This is a genomic window from Marinobacter sp. ATCH36 (assembly GCF_023555055.1).
Lineage (GTDB): Bacteria > Pseudomonadota > Gammaproteobacteria > Pseudomonadales > Oleiphilaceae > Marinobacter.
Window position 1 is genome coordinate 150,876 of sequence record NZ_JAMJPL010000001.1, and the last position, 16,166, is coordinate 167,041.

The 16,166-nt window shown below is 58.9% G+C and carries 10 protein-coding genes; 5 read left to right on the forward strand and 5 right to left on the reverse strand.

From position 1 onward, the window contains the following. Window positions 1-140 precede the first annotated feature (140 nt). Window positions 141-1,199, forward strand: a complete 1,059-nt coding sequence (locus tag M8010_RS00680; RefSeq protein WP_250086832.1) for a GGDEF domain-containing protein — start codon at window positions 141-143, stop codon at window positions 1,197-1,199. On the opposite strand, the gene M8010_RS00685 is transcribed toward M8010_RS00680, so the two are convergent. The 3 genes from M8010_RS00685 to M8010_RS00695 all read right to left on the reverse strand — a co-directional run bounded on the left by M8010_RS00685 (window position 1,200) and on the right by M8010_RS00695 (window position 7,659). Continuing rightward, entirely contained in the window at window positions 1,200-4,430 is a 3,231-nt protein-coding gene (locus tag M8010_RS00685) for an efflux RND transporter permease subunit (protein ID WP_250086834.1), read from the reverse strand. Then, complete coding sequence (locus M8010_RS00690) at window positions 4,427-5,476, reverse strand: efflux RND transporter periplasmic adaptor subunit (RefSeq protein WP_250086837.1); 1,050 nt, start codon at window positions 5,474-5,476, stop codon at window positions 4,427-4,429. Before M8010_RS00690 ends, M8010_RS00685 begins: the two co-directional genes overlap by 4 nt. A gap of 167 nt (window positions 5,477-5,643) precedes the next feature. Continuing rightward, complete coding sequence (locus tag M8010_RS00695; protein ID WP_250086840.1) at window positions 5,644-7,659, reverse strand: TonB-dependent receptor domain-containing protein; 2,016 nt, start codon at window positions 7,657-7,659, stop codon at window positions 5,644-5,646. 263 nt (window positions 7,660-7,922) lie between these two features. Here M8010_RS00695 and gdhA point away from each other — a divergent pair, with 263 nt between their 5' ends. From gdhA to M8010_RS00715, 4 genes are all read left to right on the forward strand, one after another. Beyond that, window positions 7,923-9,272, forward strand: coding sequence for an NADP-specific glutamate dehydrogenase (gdhA, locus tag M8010_RS00700; protein WP_250086842.1), 1,350 nt, complete (start codon window positions 7,923-7,925; stop codon window positions 9,270-9,272). A gap of 7 nt (window positions 9,273-9,279) precedes the next feature. After that, window positions 9,280-11,856, forward strand: coding sequence for a PEP/pyruvate-binding domain-containing protein (locus M8010_RS00705; protein WP_250086844.1), 2,577 nt, complete (start codon window positions 9,280-9,282; stop codon window positions 11,854-11,856). A 63-nt stretch (window positions 11,857-11,919) separates the two neighbouring features. Then, window positions 11,920-13,191 (forward strand): sensor histidine kinase, encoded by a 1,272-nt coding sequence (locus M8010_RS00710; protein ID WP_250086845.1) that lies wholly within the window; start codon window positions 11,920-11,922, stop codon window positions 13,189-13,191. Continuing rightward, window positions 13,188-13,718, forward strand: coding sequence for a response regulator transcription factor (locus M8010_RS00715; RefSeq protein WP_250086847.1), 531 nt, complete (start codon window positions 13,188-13,190; stop codon window positions 13,716-13,718). The genes M8010_RS00710 and M8010_RS00715 overlap by 4 nt, the downstream gene beginning before the upstream one ends. Window positions 13,719-13,751: 33 nt before the next feature. Here M8010_RS00715 and M8010_RS00720 read toward each other — a convergent pair whose 3' ends face one another. Together M8010_RS00720 and M8010_RS00725 are read right to left on the reverse strand one after the other, a co-directional pair. Continuing rightward, window positions 13,752-14,411: an energy-coupling factor ABC transporter permease gene (locus M8010_RS00720; protein WP_250086850.1), complete on the reverse strand. Its 660-nt coding sequence runs from the start codon at window positions 14,409-14,411 to the stop codon at window positions 13,752-13,754. Then, entirely contained in the window at window positions 14,335-16,161 is a 1,827-nt protein-coding gene (locus M8010_RS00725) for a SulP family inorganic anion transporter (RefSeq protein ID WP_250086852.1), read from the reverse strand. The genes M8010_RS00720 and M8010_RS00725 overlap by 77 nt, the downstream gene beginning before the upstream one ends. Between the last annotated feature and the right edge of the window lie 5 nt (window positions 16,162-16,166).

The window sequence follows — 16,166 nt, forward strand, 5'->3', positions numbered from 1 at the left end:
AAAGCATAAGACTTTAGTCTTAATCAATACCACTTCCTGTTGGAAATCTGATCTAATTCACGCTTCTTGCTTGTGCTTATATTATCTACACATCTCAGGGTCCGGGTTCAGCCCGCGCCCGACCGCCACAGATGCCGCGCATGGAAAGCTACAAAGACCCCCTGAAAGAACTGGCGCGCCCCTACCGCAAGGCGGTCCTGAAGGCACTGTTGGTGATCTGTGTTATTGGCGCCACATTGTTTTCGTCGATGAATCTTCTCAAAGGCAGTTATCCGCTTGCCTTTGTCGAAATTGCGATGGGCGTCTATTCCATCATCGTTTACCGGGCGATCCGTCACACGCGTCACCTGGAACGCTGGATCATCGCCTACCTGATTCCATTTTTCACCGCCATGGTGTTCGCAATGGCCGCACCACGGGCCACCTCCGCAGTGCATGCCTGGGTCCTGCTGATACCGATTATCTCTCACCTGTTAATGGGGCGACGACTCGGGCTGGCGATTTCGGTTATCTATATGGGGATCGCAGCAGTCATCTTCCTCCTTCGGCATCAGCACCAGCCGGACATGATGCAGGCTCTGCCAATCACCAATATCGCCGTGATCTCCCTGTGCATTCTGGTGTTTTCCCATGTATACGAAGTCACCCGTGAAACGTCCGAGCGCGAACTCATGAAGATTGCCCAGACCGACCCGCTTACCGGGTTGGCCAACCGTGCCCGACTCAGCGATATTTTCGAGCGCGAAAAGCACCGGTCCAGGCGATACGGCTCGCCGATGTCGGTTCTGGTTCTCGACCTGGACCACTTCAAGGACGTCAACGACGACCATGGCCACGAAACCGGCGACCTGGCGCTGCAACACGTCGCCCGCATTTTCCGGAACTGCCTGCGTGCTACCGACCTGGCTGCGCGCCTCGGAGGCGAGGAATTCGGCATTCTGCTCAGCAACACCAACAGCGCGCAGGCCCTGGAAGTGGCCGAGAAGATCCGTATCGCCGTCGCATCTGAACCGCTTACCATCAATGCCAACGTGATCCGCCTGACTCTCAGTGGCGGGATTGCCGAACTGGGGCCAGATGGCGACACCCTGCGTGAGCTGGTTCGAGCAGCAGACACCCGGCTTTATGCAGCCAAGGATGCCGGCCGCAACCAGATAATCCACGCTATTGCTGAATCAGTGGTACCAGCCCAGACCTGATCAGACCCACCGGCAGCGCGCCAGGGTGTAGTAAAGCAAGGGCACAACAACCACGGTCAGCAAAGTGGACATGGCCAATCCAAACACCAGTGAGATTGCCAGTCCATTGAATATCGGATCGTTAAGAATAAAGTAAGCACCCACCATCGCTGAAATAGCGGTCAGGGCAATAGGCTTGATCCGCACCGCACCGGCCAGAACCACGGCTTCGCCCAGTTCCACACCCTCATCAAGCAGCTGGCGGATAAAGACCACCAGCAGAATCGAATTGCGCACGATGATACCGGCCAGGGCAATCATGCCGATCATGCTGGTTGCCGTGAACTCACGCCCCAACAACGCATGGCCGGGCATGATCCCAATCAGCGTCAGCGGTATGGGCGCCATGATCACCAGCGGCAGAATGTAGGAGCGAAACTGTGCCACCAGCAGTACGAAGATCATGAACACGCCCACGCTGTAGGCGGCCCCCATATCCCGGAAGGTTTCATAGGTAATCTGCCATTCGCCGTCCCATTTCAGGGTGCCTTTTTCAGGCAGCGTAGGCTGATCAATAAAATACTGCTCCGGGGCACCTTCCTGCTGTTTGAGACGCTCGACCATATCGAACATGCCATACAACGGAGAATCAATGTTCCCGGCCATATCGGCTGTTACATAGGTCACCGGCAGCAGATCCTTGTGATAGATCGCCCCCATCCAGTCGGCCTCGCGGACATCGGCAATACTGGCCAGCGGAACCAGATTTCCGCTGCGACTGCGCACCTGGATGGAAAGCAATACTGAAGGCTGGGCTTTGGCTCCCTCATCCAGAATCACCCGGATCGGCACCGGGTATTTGGCGTGGTCATCGTGGAGGAAGCTGACGCTGCTTCCACCCAGGGCGGTCCCGAGGGCACCAACCACCTGCGCCTGAGAGACTCCGAGCCTTGCTGCGCGGTCACGGTCCACCACCACTTCCCATTGCCGGGTTGGCGCCTCGAGAGTAGTGTCGATATCCACCAGCCCGTCGACGTCAGCCATTCCCTTTGCCACTGTGCGAGCCAGCTCTGCCCGGCGCTCTTCATCCACCGCGTAGATCTCGGCGACCACCGGAGACAACACCGGCGGCCCCGGCGGCACCTCCACGATTTTCACGCTGGCACCGTACCTGTCGCCGATCTCGGTCAGCGGCCCGCGCAAGGACTGGGCGATATCATGGGACTGGCGATCCCGGTTTTCCTCATGGCTCAGGTTCACCTGAATATCGCCATGATAAGGCTCGCCACGCAGGTAATACTGGCGCACCAGGCCGTTAAAATTGATGGGGGCCGCAGTGCCGGCGTAGGTCTGCCAGTTGGCCACTTCCTCTATCGTCTCCAGATGGCTTCCCATCTCCATCAGCACCCGCTGGGTCTGTTCCATCGGGGTACGTTCAGGCATATCCACCACGACCTGAAGTTCGGACTTGTTATCGAACGGCAGCATTTTCAGGATAACGGCAAGGAAAACTGGCAGTGAGGCGGCGGCAAGCGTCAGGCCCACCACACCCAGGCCCAAAAAACGACGCCGCCAGGGATGGTCGCCCAGGAACGGACCCAACACGGTACGGAAAATTCGCAGCGACACAGGGCTGACGCCGTCTGCAGAACTGGAAGCCTCATCCGCTTCCGCCGCCATTTCACCTTTCTTGTGTTTCAGTAGTCGGAAGGCAAGCCAGGGTGCTACCACGAATGCAACGATCTGGGACAGCACCATGCCCGCCGAGGCGTTAATCGGAATGGGGCTCATGTAGGGGCCCATCAGGCCGCTGACAAATGCCATCGGAATCAGCGCCGCCATGATGGTCAGGCTGGCCATGATGGTGGGGGTACCCACCTCATCGACGGCAACGGGAATAATGTCCTTTACCGCGTGCCGGGAGTTCCGGATCCGGCGGTTGATGTTCTCGGTGATCACGATGCCGTCGTCCACCAGTATCCCGATGGAGAAAATCAGCGCAAACAGGGAGACCCGGTTCAGGGTGAAGCCCCAGGCCCAGGAAAATACCAGCGTCAGCAACAAAGTAATCAGAACAGCCAGGCCTACAATCAGGGCCTGTCGCCAGCCCATGGCCGCCAGCACCAGCAACACCACACACAGTGTGGCGGAAATCAGGTCGGTGATGAGTTTGCGAGCTTTCTGGGAAGCGGTATCGCCGTAGTCCCGGGTGACCAGCACTTCCACATCCGCCGGCAAGGCGCGATTGCGCAGTTGGTCAATCCGTTCCTCGATGGCTTTGGTGATATTGACGGCGTTTTCGCCAGGTTTTTTGGCAATAGCGAGAGTGACAGCCGGGTATACTTCTCCGGGACGGTCCGCTTTCCGGTCCGCGTAGGCCGGCCCGAAACCGGTCATCACGCTCTGGTCAGCCACGGTACCTCCCCGGCTGATATCCGCCACATCTTCCAGATAAACCGCGGCACCATTGTGCATGCCCACCACCAGCCGGCGGACGTCACCGACCGATTCCAGCAGGGTTCCTGCCTGCACCGGAATGGAAAGATTATCCCGGGTTACCCGGGCTTCCTGGCTGCTGGTGTTGGCAGCGGACAGGGCATTGCGAATGTCGTCAATGGTGAGGTTGAAGCCCGCCAGCAGGGCAGGATCGAAACGGATATCCACCCGGTCAGGGATACCGCCCGTGGTATAAACATCCCGGGTGCCCGGCACCCGCTTCAGCGCTACTTCCAGCATATGGGCGAGGCGGGTAAGTTCCTCGCCAGTGTGGCCATTGACCGGATCAAAAAGAGTCAGGGTCATGACCGGAACATCGTCAATGCCCTTGGGTTTGACCACCGGCTGGGTCGCGCCCAGGTTGGCTGGCAGCCAGTCCTGATTCGAGTAAACCTGGTTATAAAGCCGGACCAGTGCCTCCTGGCGCGGAATGCCTACTTCGAACTGGACAGTGATCACTGCCTGGCCCTGTCGTGACACCGAATAGACATGCTCCACGCCCTGGATCTCGCTCATCACCTGCTCGGCGGGCGTGGCGATCGCGCTCTCCACTTCACGGGTACTGGCGCCGGGGAAGGCCACCATGATATCCGCCATGGTGACGTCAATCTGGGGCTCTTCCTCCTTCGGGGTGACGACCACCGCCATAACACCGAGGATAATCGCAAGAATGGCGAGTAACGGTGTAAGATGATTGTTCTGGAAAACCCGGGCAATGGCTCCGGAAGGACCTACAGGCGGCAGTTCCCGGCTCACTGATTCGCCTCCTCTACCGAATCGCTGACCAGGTTCAGTCGATCACTGCCTACCAGTTCGGAGGGGTTGGCCACCACCCGTTCGCCCTCACTCAGCCCCGACAGAATTTCCAGTTGGCTATCCTCCTGCACACCCGCACGTACCTGGCGGAGCCGGGGCCGATCCTCATCATCCAGTACGAATACCGCTCTCAGTTCGCTGCGCTGAATCAGGCTGCTGGCTGGTACCCAGAGAGCCTCGCGACGGGCAACGGGCACACCGACCTTCACCAGCATGCCGGGGAACAGGGAGCCGTTGGGTTCGTTCAGCCGCATGCGCAGCCGGAACGTGTGGGTTTTAGGATTGGCGTAGGGATAAAAGGTCATCTCACCGGTTTCCAGCACCCGGCCATCGGCAAGGGTAACCCGGGCCTGGCGCTCGGTGCGGGCCAGTTCTGCGTACTTCTGTGGCAGATCCACCACCACCCGGAGCTGTTCCAGGGATAGCCCGCTGAGCAGGGGCTGGCCGGGGTTGACCGACTCACCCACCTCAACATGACGCTCAGTAAGAATACCACCGTAGGGTGCCACGACACGGGTGTAGGACAGCTGTTCTTCGGCCTCGGCAACCGCGCCGCTGGCCCGTTCCACCCTTGCCCGGGCAGCAGCCAGGTTATTCCGTGCCTGATCAAACTCCTGGCGGGATACCAGTCCGCGTTCGTAAACCGACTCCACCCGCCCGAACTGCTGCTGCGCATCGGAAAGCGATGCTTCAGCCTCTTCCAATCCGGCCTCGGCCTGACGAAGGCGGGAGCGTTGCTCACTGTCCTCCAGCTGCACGATCAGGTCGCCAGCGGCAACCGAGTCGTCCACATCATAGGGCAGGCTCCTGACAGTACCACTGGTCTGGGCCGACACGGTACTCTGCTGAACTGCTTCAATCACGCCATCCAGATGGATGGTTTCCTGAAACAACCGGCGCTCCACTGTTTCGAAGGCAAGTTGCGCCGCTGCCATTACAGGAGACAACATCAATAGAGTGACGAAAAGGCGACGCGGGGAAAACATGCCAACCTCACAATAAGTTATATGGTTATTCTATGAAATAATACAAGTTTAACAGGCAGGCAGGCGTCTAACATTGAGCTCGGACAAAAAAGCCCCGGGTGAAATAGTTGATTCCACTCGGGGCACAAAGTCACCCGCCAGCTATGAGATGCGGGCAACCGCCATTTTTACCACCTGGCTGTCAGTGCGGCACGCAGGGTCCTGCCAGGCTCATTAACTCTTACGGCTTCCGGGTTGAACGGATCAGTATTGGCCCTGCTCACATGCGGCGCCCAGGTATTGTCAAACAGGTTATCCACGGCCCAGCTTACACTCAGATAATCCGCCAGCGGGTGGCTACCCGTGAGATTGAAAACACCGTAGCCCGGTGAGGTGCCCGGGTCCTGGCCGGATTCCTGGTCAATGCGATCCTGCCTGCGGGCCAGCACCCACTCTGCCTCAACCGCATGGCCCTGGTATTGCCAGCCCAGGGTCTGGACGAACTGCACCGGGGGAATCTGCGGCAGGGCCTTGTTGTCGTCCCGGTTTTCACCGCGAACCGAGGCCAGGCTGCTGTTGGTACTCCAGGTACCATTGCTCCACCCCAACTGAGCCTCCAGACCCAGCAAGCGGGCATCGATATTGCGGTAGACGCTCACCTGGTCCTCATTGCGGGTACGAAGGACAAAATCATCTACCTGATCAACCCAGACCGCCGGCCGCCAGTGCCAGCCGTTACTGCGGCCCGGCAACGCCAGTTCCAGCTTGTGGTGCTTCTCGGTATCAAGGGCAGGATTACCAACCCAGCGCTTCGACGAATCCATATTGTTCCAGCTGGCAATGTAACGCTCGGTCACGCCCGGGCTTCGCACACTGTGGCTCGCAGTAACCGCCATCGACTGAACGGATGAGAATCGCCAGTCGCTGCTGGCAAACCCGCTGAAATTATCATCGGTCACTTCGGTATTGGAGGTGCCATAGATTGCCTGATAGGCATCGGATGCAGACATGGCCATCATGCCACTGCCGAACCCCCGGTCCGCCGCTGCCGGGGTCATTTCCACCCGGTCATAGCGCAAACCGCCCCCCAGCTGAAGGGTTGGCGTTACCCGGTAGAATCGTTCACCAAAAACACCGAACCGGTCCCGGTCCACATCGGGCCAGAGCACAGAAGTGAGCATGTCGAGATCAGCACCACCGAATCGCTCCGCGTGCCAGTTGTTGGTTTCAACATCCGCGCCGATGGCCCAGTCGGTTCTGGCATCCGGGCTTTGATCCAGGGTAAACCGGAGGCCCCGGGTTTGGGTCTCGGACGCGGTAAGCATTTTCATATTGGCATCACGGAGGCTGAAGTTATCCATGATGTGGTCCACATCGGCCTGCCAGGCCAGCAGGCTCCAGTCGCCGTTGGCCACCGGTGCGCCAAGTTCAAAGCGCAGAATATCCGTATCGGTTTTCGGCGCGTCCATGCCGGAACCCGCATACTTCACATCCCGTTCTTCCTGGCGACTCACCAGTCCCTTGATATAGAAGCCGTTGTCCGCTCTCCAGGCTGTGTCCATGCGTGCCTCGGCATTCTTGTAGGCACTGCGGACCTCATTGCCGTCGCCGTCCTCGTAGTCGTCGGCCTCATCATAGCCACCAGCCAGACGCAGCCATCCGCTCTCGCTCCCGACCGCTGCACCGCCATTAACCAGTTTGCCATTGCCATTGTCGGCGCCTCCCAACGTCAGGTGTCCGGTTGTTGCAGCGTTATTGAACGCCGGGGCCGCGGTAGTCGCAATGACCTGACCGCCGGTTATCGGCCCCCAACGCAGCGTCTGATTGCTGGTGCGCACCTCCAGCAGGGGCGCCAGCGCTGCACTCAGGCGGCTGGTGGGTGGGTCCATGCGGTTGGGGCAGGCGCCTTCCACACGGATTCCATCCAGAAGTACATCTACCCGTTCCTGGCCCTGCCCCCGGACAACAGGATCCAGTCCCCGACCACCCATGCGGGAAAGCGAAACCGAGGGATTGGCGGACAGGCGCCCCACCGGCTCGGGTTTCACTGCAGCCCCATTCAACCGGGCGATTTCCGGAGAGCGGCCCTCAGTTACCCTTATCAGCAAAGGATCGGCCGGCTCTGGCTCAGCCTGAACGAACGGGATAACGGCACAGCTGGCCATGCTCAGGCCGATACAACGAGCCAGGTGTCTGATTACCATCTGAAAGTGGTCCTTGTTGGATGCACGAGTCGTTACCGAGATCTGTTGAACAGGCAGAAGTGTATGCCGCCAACCTCTCCATGGCTTGAGACACAATGCCGCACCCCTTTCGGGGTACTCCCCGAAGTACTCCAAAAAATACGGTAAGGATATTTCTTTTCGAACTTGCCAATAAGTGCCCCGCTATGGTGCAATCTATGGCCTTTTTTGGCCGACTGTATTTTTAACCAGTCTTCAATACGCGTATTCCGAGAAGCATTCCCATGACAGCAAAACTCGACGAAAAACTGGAGCCTATCTTCCAGGATGTACTGCATCGTAATCCCGGCGAGAGCGAATTCCACCAGGCAGTCCACGAGGTTCTGGAAACCCTCGGCCCCGTTCTGGTGAAGTACCCGGAGTTTGCCGACAAGAAAATCATCCAGCGCATCTGCGAACCCGAGCGCCAGATCATTTTCCGGGTGCCCTGGCAGGACGACAGGGGCGAGATTCACATCAACCGCGCCTTCCGTGTCGAGTTCAACAGTGCCCTGGGGCCCTACAAGGGCGGCATGCGTTTTCATCCGTCGGTGTATCTCGGCATCATCAAGTTCCTCGGCTTCGAGCAGATCTTCAAGAACGCCCTGACCGGCCTGCCGATCGGCGGTGGTAAAGGCGGCAGTGACTTTGACCCGAAAGGCAAATCCGACAACGAAGTGATGCGTTTCTGCCAGAGCCTGATGACCGAACTGTATCGCCACCTGGGCGAATACACCGATGTGCCGGCCGGCGACATCGGCGTGGGTGGCCGTGAGATCGGCTACCTGTTCGGCCAGTACAAGCGCATCACTAACCGCTATGAATTGGGTGTATTCACCGGTAAAGGTCTGGACTGGGGCGGCAGCCGTGCCCGTACCGAAGCGACCGGTTACGGCACCGTGTTCTTTACCCACGAAATGTTGAAAGCCCGTGGCGACTCTCTGGAAGGTAAAACAATAGTGGTGTCCGGTTCCGGCAACGTGGCGATCTACGCCATTGAAAAAGCCCACGAACTGGGAGCAAAGGTCATTGCCTGTTCCGACTCCCAGGGTATGGTTGTTCACGAGAAGGGCATTGACCTTCCGACCCTCCGGCGCATCAAGGAAGTGGAGCGCCGCCGAATCAGCGCCTACACTGAGTTCCATCAAGACGCCAGGTATGTGGAAGGCGGCAATATCTGGAGCGTGCCTTGCGACGTTGCTCTACCCTGCGCCACTCAGAACGAGCTCAATGGCAAAGACGCCAGAACCCTGGTTGAAAACGGCTGTATCGCCGTCGCCGAGGGTGCCAACATGCCGACGACACCGGAAGGCATTGTTCTGTTCCAGGAAGCCGGCATAGCCTATGGCCCGGGCAAAGCCGCCAACGCCGGCGGGGTTGCCACGTCCGCACTGGAGATGCAGCAGAACGCCAGCCGGGATTCCTGGACCTTCGACTACACCCAGAAACGCCTTGAGGAAATCATGATTGATATCCACAAGAATTGTTACGAAACGGCTGCCGAGTTTGGCTCGGAAGGCAACTATGTGCTGGGTGCCAACGTCACCGGTTTCCTCCGCGTTGCCAGGGCGATGGACGCCATGGGCGTGATCTGATCCAGCCATGACTGATAAAGAACTTCTCCAGCCTGATGACCGGATATCCACCGGCCTGACCGGGCTGGACGAGGTTCTGGACAGTCTGCGAATCGGTGACAACGTGGTCTGGCGGGTCTCGGATCTGAATGACTACCGTCGGTTCGTACTCCCCTTTCTGGATGCCGCCGCCGACACCGGCCGGCAAATCATTTATCTCCGCTTTGGCGAACACCCGCCCATCATCGAAGAACATCCTGCCGTTCGCACCATCAGGATCGACGCACTGGGCGGCTTCGAGAGCTTTACCAGCCGGGTCTGGCACCTTATAGAACAGCACGGCCGCGGTGCGTTTTACGTCTGCGACAGCCTCAGTGAGCTGCTCAATGCCTGGGCCACCGATGCCATGGTGGGCAACTTCTTCCGGGTGGTGTGCCCGTTCCTGTTCGAACTGGACACCGTGGCCTGGTTTGCCCTGCACCCCGACCGACATTCCCGCATGACCCTGGATCGCATCCGCGAGACCACCCAGGTGATGATCGACGTGCAACGCCATGGCGACAACGTGCAGATTCACCCGACCAAGGCCTGGCGCCGGCAGTCTCCCACCATGTTCCTGCCCCACCGGGAGCAGGACGGGCAGTTCCGGCCCATTACCGACAGCAGTGACGCTACCCGGCTACAGGCAGATCTCGAGCTTGAACACCTGCACCGCCAGCCGCTACTGGATTACTGGGACCGGCTGTTTCAGGAGGCCAGCCGGGCGCTGTCTGAACAGGATGAGGGCTGCATCACCGATTTACAGGAGCAGGTGCTGCAGGTACTGATCAGCCGGGATCCGCAGATACTGGAACTGGCACGGCGCTACCTGTCACTGGAAGATCTGCTGGGCATCCGCAGCCGGATGGTCGGTAGCGGCTATATCGGTGGCAAAGCCACCGGCATGCTGATTGCCCGGAACATCCTGCTCAAAGAATGCCCGGAGTTGTGGCAACAATATCTGGAGCCCCACGATTCCAGCTATCTTGGCACCGACGCTTACTACGCATTCCTGGTACATAACAGGCTGTGGCCATCGATCATGCGCCAGCGGTCCGAAGACGGATATCTGACGGAAGCTCCGGCATTGCGAGAAGGCATAATCGCCGGCGGCTTCCCCCACGAAGTCCGGACCGAGCTGGAGCGGTTGCTGGATCACTACGGCCAGTATCCGATACTGGTACGCTCATCAAGCCTGCAGGAAGACGGTTTCGGAAATGCCTTTGCCGGCAAGTACGACAGCGTATTCCTGGTCAACCAGGGCTCGCCGGAGCAACGGCTGGCAGCACTGGAGAATGCTATTCGCCAGGTCTATGCCTCCTCCATGAGTGACGATGCCCTGCGTTACCGCCAACAGCGCGGGCTGGACCAGCGGGAGGAGCCCATGGCATTGCTGATCCAGAGGGTCAACGGCCGTTTTCATGGTCGTTACTACCTGCCGGATGCAGCAGGCGTGGGGGTCTCCCGCAATACCTTCGCGTGGGACAACACCATGGACCCGAAAGCCGGAATGGTCAGGCTGGTCATGGGGCTTGGTACCCGGGCGGTGGATCGGATCGAAGGGGATCACGCCTGCGTAATGGCCCTGGACCAGCCCATGCGGCAGCCTTTTCGAAACCAGGACGAATCCTATCAGTTCTCACAGCACCTGGTGGATCTGCTGGACCTGCACGACGGAACCCTGAGCACCCGCCCGCTCAGCCAGTTACTGGAAAACACCACCGGCCTGCCCATGGCCCACCTGGCGGAAGTGGACCGGGCGGCGACCATGAGCGCTGAACAGATCGGGCTGGAAGGCCCGGTCTGGCGCCTGACTTTTCGGCCCTTGGTGCAACAGGGTGCCTTTATTTCAAGGCTTTCTTCCATGCTGCAGGCTCTGGAAGCGGGCTATCGACACCCGGTGGATGTGGAGTTCACCCTGCACCTGGATGACCATGGCGATCCATCCTTCAATCTGGTGCAGTGTCGGCCGCTGGCAACTGTCGGGGAAACAGGGCCGGTGAACATCCCGGACTCACTACCGGAAGAAAGGATTCTGTTCCGTACCAAAGGGCACTTTATGGGCGGCAACATCAACCTGACTATCCAACGGGTGATCCGTGTGGACGGGCCGATCTACGCCAGGCTTAATTCCAATCAGCGCTACGAGGTCGCCCGGCTGGTTGGTGAACAGGTTCGATCCTCCAATACTCCGACGTTGCTGATCGGCCCGGGCCGGTGGGGCACCAGCAGCCCGGAGCTGGGCGTTCCCGCCCGTTTTTCAGACATTGCCGGCATAGCCGCGCTGGTGGAAGTGTCAGAAAGTGCCGGTCAGATGATTCCGGACCTGTCTTACGGATCGCATTTTTTCCAGGATCTGGTGGAAACCGGCGTTGCCTATGCCGCCCTGTTTCCGCAAACCAGTCACTGCCAGTATTTTCCGGAACATCTGGAGAAAACATCTGCCTCAGCGGCGCAAATACCATCCCCTGGCAGTGCGATCCGGGTTCATGACCTCACGGACCGGCCACTTCATTTGCGAGGCGATATCGTCCGCCAGCAACTGATCTGTTACTTCACTGATTGACCCCCGGCAATCATTCGCACATTTTCCCACCGGGCCCCGGTGTCTGCTGATAGAATCCCGCCCATGGAATGGCTAACCCACTCACAGACCGGTTTTCAACAAACTGCCCGTTATTTGTTGGGCATGCGGCTGACGCTTGTTGCGATCCAGCTGGTTACCATCGCTGTCGCAGAATCCATGGTCACTCTGGCACACCGTGCGGAGGCCCTGATTGTTTGCCTGGTTTATGCTGTTGTGGCAATTCTGGCCTGGCTCTGGTTTACCCGGCGGCCACCCCGCTCCACGGCGACAGTCAGCCTGGTTCTGACTGTCGATCTGCTGCTGATCGGCGCCTGGCTTTTTCTGACCGGCGGTTATACCAATCCCCTTATTTCGCTATTGCTGCTACCCATTGCCGTTGCCATCATTCTGGTACCCTTGGCTCAGAGCATCGCAGTTACCATCGCCGGTATCGCAATCTATACCTCACTGGTCATCTGGCATACCCCGGTCACCCACGACCACCACAGCGCCAACCTGGCCCAGCTGCACCTGGTCGGTATGTGGGTAACCTTTGCCGCGACCGCCATAATTCTGCTCCTCGTTGTCGGTGCGCTTTCCCGGCGCCTGCGCCAGCAACAGTCCCAACTGGCTCAGATACGGGAAATCCGCCTGCGGGACGAACAGATTATAGCTCTGGGGCTGTCTGCCGCCGCAGTCGCCCACCGCCTGGGAACACCGCTCAACACCATGACCCTGCTGGTGGAGGAGATGAAATCCTCCGCGCCCGGCGACGTTCCGTTTTCAGATGACCTTGCATTGATGGAACAACAACTCGGGCTCTGCAGCAATCACCTGCAACAACTGTCTGCAGCGGCTATGCAGGCGAAAGCCGCCCAGCTTGAAACCCTGACGGCGAGTGACTGGATGCTGCGCCTGCGGGAGTCCGCTACTTTGCTCTGGCCAGGTGCAGCGATTGAATGGTACCAGCCGGTTCCCCACTGCCCGGTGGCAGTGGATGCCACGCTTGATCAGGCGGTTTTAAACCTGCTCGCCAACGCGGTCACGGCCAGCCCGACCTGGGTCGGTATCAGTGCCCGGGAGGAAAATGAAAGCAGGCTGGAATTGATTATCGAGGACCATGGCGATGGCCTGGAGTCTGAACTGGAAGGCGCCCTCGGCGAACAGGTTGTGAGTTCAGAGAATGGTCTCGGGGTTGGCCTGTTCCTGTCTAACGCCACCATCCAGCGCCTCGGGGGCAACCTGAGGGCACGGGCAGGATCTGGAGGCACAACCATGATTATTGACCTGCCGGTGGCAGCCGATAAACACCGACAAGGGGAGTTCGGATCGTGAGCGAACACCGGGTCTGGCTGCTAATTGATGACGACAATGCCTTCCTGCAGGTGCTCCAGCGCTCTCTCAATCGTCATGGCATTGAGTCACGGCTTGCACAAAGCCACCAGGAAGCCATAGACGTGCTGGAGACTGACAACATCGACCGATGTGTTCTGGATCTCAACCTCGCCGGCGAAAGCGGCCTGCAGCTGTTGCCAGAACTGTTGAGATTGAGCCCGAAACTGGAAGTTCTGGTACTGACAGGTTACGGCAGCATCGCCACAGCGGTAGAGGCCATGCGTCGGGGTGCAGTAAACTATTTGTGCAAACCAGTGACAGTCAATCAGCTGCTGGCCGGTTTCGAGTCCCTCGATACGCCACCGAATCTTCGCAACGAGCCACCGTCGGTGGAAGAAATGGAGTGGGAGCATATTCAGCGGATACTGAACGATAACGACGGTAACGTGTCAGCTACCGCCAGGGCGCTGAACATGCACCGCCGGACCCTGCAACGGAAACTGCAGAAACATTCTCGGTGGCGTTAACAGACGCACACCAAAAAATGCGCCAGCTCACATCTATAGGTAACGCCTCTGATCCAGCGTTGTCAGCCGTTCGGGATGGAACACCATAAGCCCGGTAACGAAGGCGCCGTTTACAAAACCCTCGGGAATCATGAATAACGGAAGGTACCGCAGGTATTCGTGGACCAGCTCACCAAAGGTATAAACGCCAGCCGACCAAAGCATCAGGCACATCACCATCCCTGCCACCGCAACAGAAATACCGGCACCAAAAAAACCGCAAAAGAAGATATAGGCGAAGAAGTTACGGAAATTCCGCTTTCGCTCCCAAAGCATAATTCCATAACTGACGAGGGCTGGCACCATCACCGTGACCAAGCCATTGGCGGCGAAAGCGATCAGCGGTTCCCGGCCCGTAATCACGGTGATTACCAGCGCAAGCAATCCCGACAATACCGCCAGCCGCCATCCCATCATCAGGGTGATGAGGGTGATACCGAACACGTGAATGGAAAGCCCTGGAGAAATACCCGCCCGGAGTTGCCAGACAAACCCCAAAGCCACTGCCGCCCCAAAAAACGTATGTTGCAAGGTCTGGTCGCGGCGAAATTCCGCCCAGTTGATGCCCCGCGCAGCGTTAGCCAGTATCGCCAGGAATATCAGTCCGGTGATGATTAGCTGGCTGGCAGAGAGCAGGTTCTCGGTCATTCCCATACTGTGGATGCTCCGATTGCGGACGTTGCGCCGTCTTTTTGCAGGGCCTGGTCAGTGCCTGCCAGGCCTCGTAAGCACTCAAAAAGACCTGGCCTTCAAGATTCGCCAGCAACTCTGTGTCCTTGAGGCGGTCCATTACAGGTCCTTTTACGTCCGAAAGATGCAGGCGGACGCCTGCATCCGTCAACCGCTCACTGATCGCCTCCAGGCTTTCGAGGGCCGAGGCATCCACCAGATTGACCGCCGGGCATACCAACACCAGATCCTGCAGCTCCGGTTGCTGGGTTACCAGGTCCATCACGGTTTCTTCGAGAAAACGGGCGTTGGCGAAATACAGGCTTTCATCCACCCGCAGAAAGGTCACTTTCGGGCAAAGCTCCACATCATGGCGCAGCACATTACGGAAATGCTCGGTGCCCGGCACACGGCCGATCACCGCGCTGTGTGGGCGGCTCGTCCGGTACAGGAACAGGCCGATCGACAAAGCCACGCCCGCGATAATGCCGGCCTCAACACTGTGTACCAGCGTTAACACGATGGTGGCGAGCATGGCGCCGAAATCCGTCCGGGAATACCGCCAGGTGCGGCCGAGGGCCGGAAGGTCAATCAGGGTGGCAACCGCAACAATAATGGTTGCCGCCAGGGTCGCCTGGGGCAAATACGCAATGGCGGGCGTCAGGAACAGGGTGGCAAGGGCAATGCCCATCGCAGCATAGGCGCCCGCTGCCGGAGTTTCGGCACCGGCATCGAAATTGACCACAGACCGGGAAAAACCACCGGTTACCGGCATACCACCGGAAAATCCGGCCCCCAGGTTGGCGGTACCCAGGCCAATCAGCTCCTGATCCGGATCGATCCTCTGACGCCGTTTGGCAGCCAGGGTCTGACCCACGGACACCGATTCCACGAAACCGACTACGCTGATCAACAAGGCACTGACCGCCAGTTGCTGCCACAACCCCATGTCCAGGCTGGGCATGGTGAAATCGGGCAATCCCCGGGGCACATCTCCTACCAGGCGCACACCCTGGGAATCGAGCTGGAACAACCAGGCCGCGAGGGTGGTGACCAGCACCGCCAGAATGGGCGCGGTTTTGGTCAGGATATCGGCCGTTCGTGGCGCCAGGCCCATGGCCATAAGCGCGGGTTTCAGGCGCTTGCGGGCAAGGACCAGGAACAACAGCGCGCCGGCGCCAACCGCCAGGGTCGCCAGGTTGATATCTCCTGCTGACATTATCAGTGACTGGCCAATCGACAACAGATTATGACCGGACGCCTGAATGCCGAAAATATGCTTGAGCTGACTGGCGGCAATGACAATACCGGAGGCGGTGATGAAGCCGGAAATCACCGGATGGCTGAGAAAATTGGCCAGGAAGCCAAGCCTGAGAACCCCCATCAGCGTCAGCATCAGGCCCGACATAACCGCCAGCAGAACCGCACCGGCAACGTATTCCGGGGTGCCGGCTTCAGCCAGTGGCGCAAGGGCGGCTGCGGTCATCAGGGAAGCAACGGCCACAGGCCCTACCGAAAGGGTGCGACTGGTGCCGAACACCGCATAGATCATCAACGGCAGGATACTGGCGTACAATCCGACCTGGGCCGGCAGGCCTGCCAGCAGAGCATAGGCCAGTGACTGCGGAATGAGCATGACCGTCACAATAACCGCGGCCACCAGATCACTGGTGGCCTGAGCACGGCCGTATTGTGGCGCCCACTGGAGGATGGGCAGGTAGCGTTTCAGATTCATCGGGA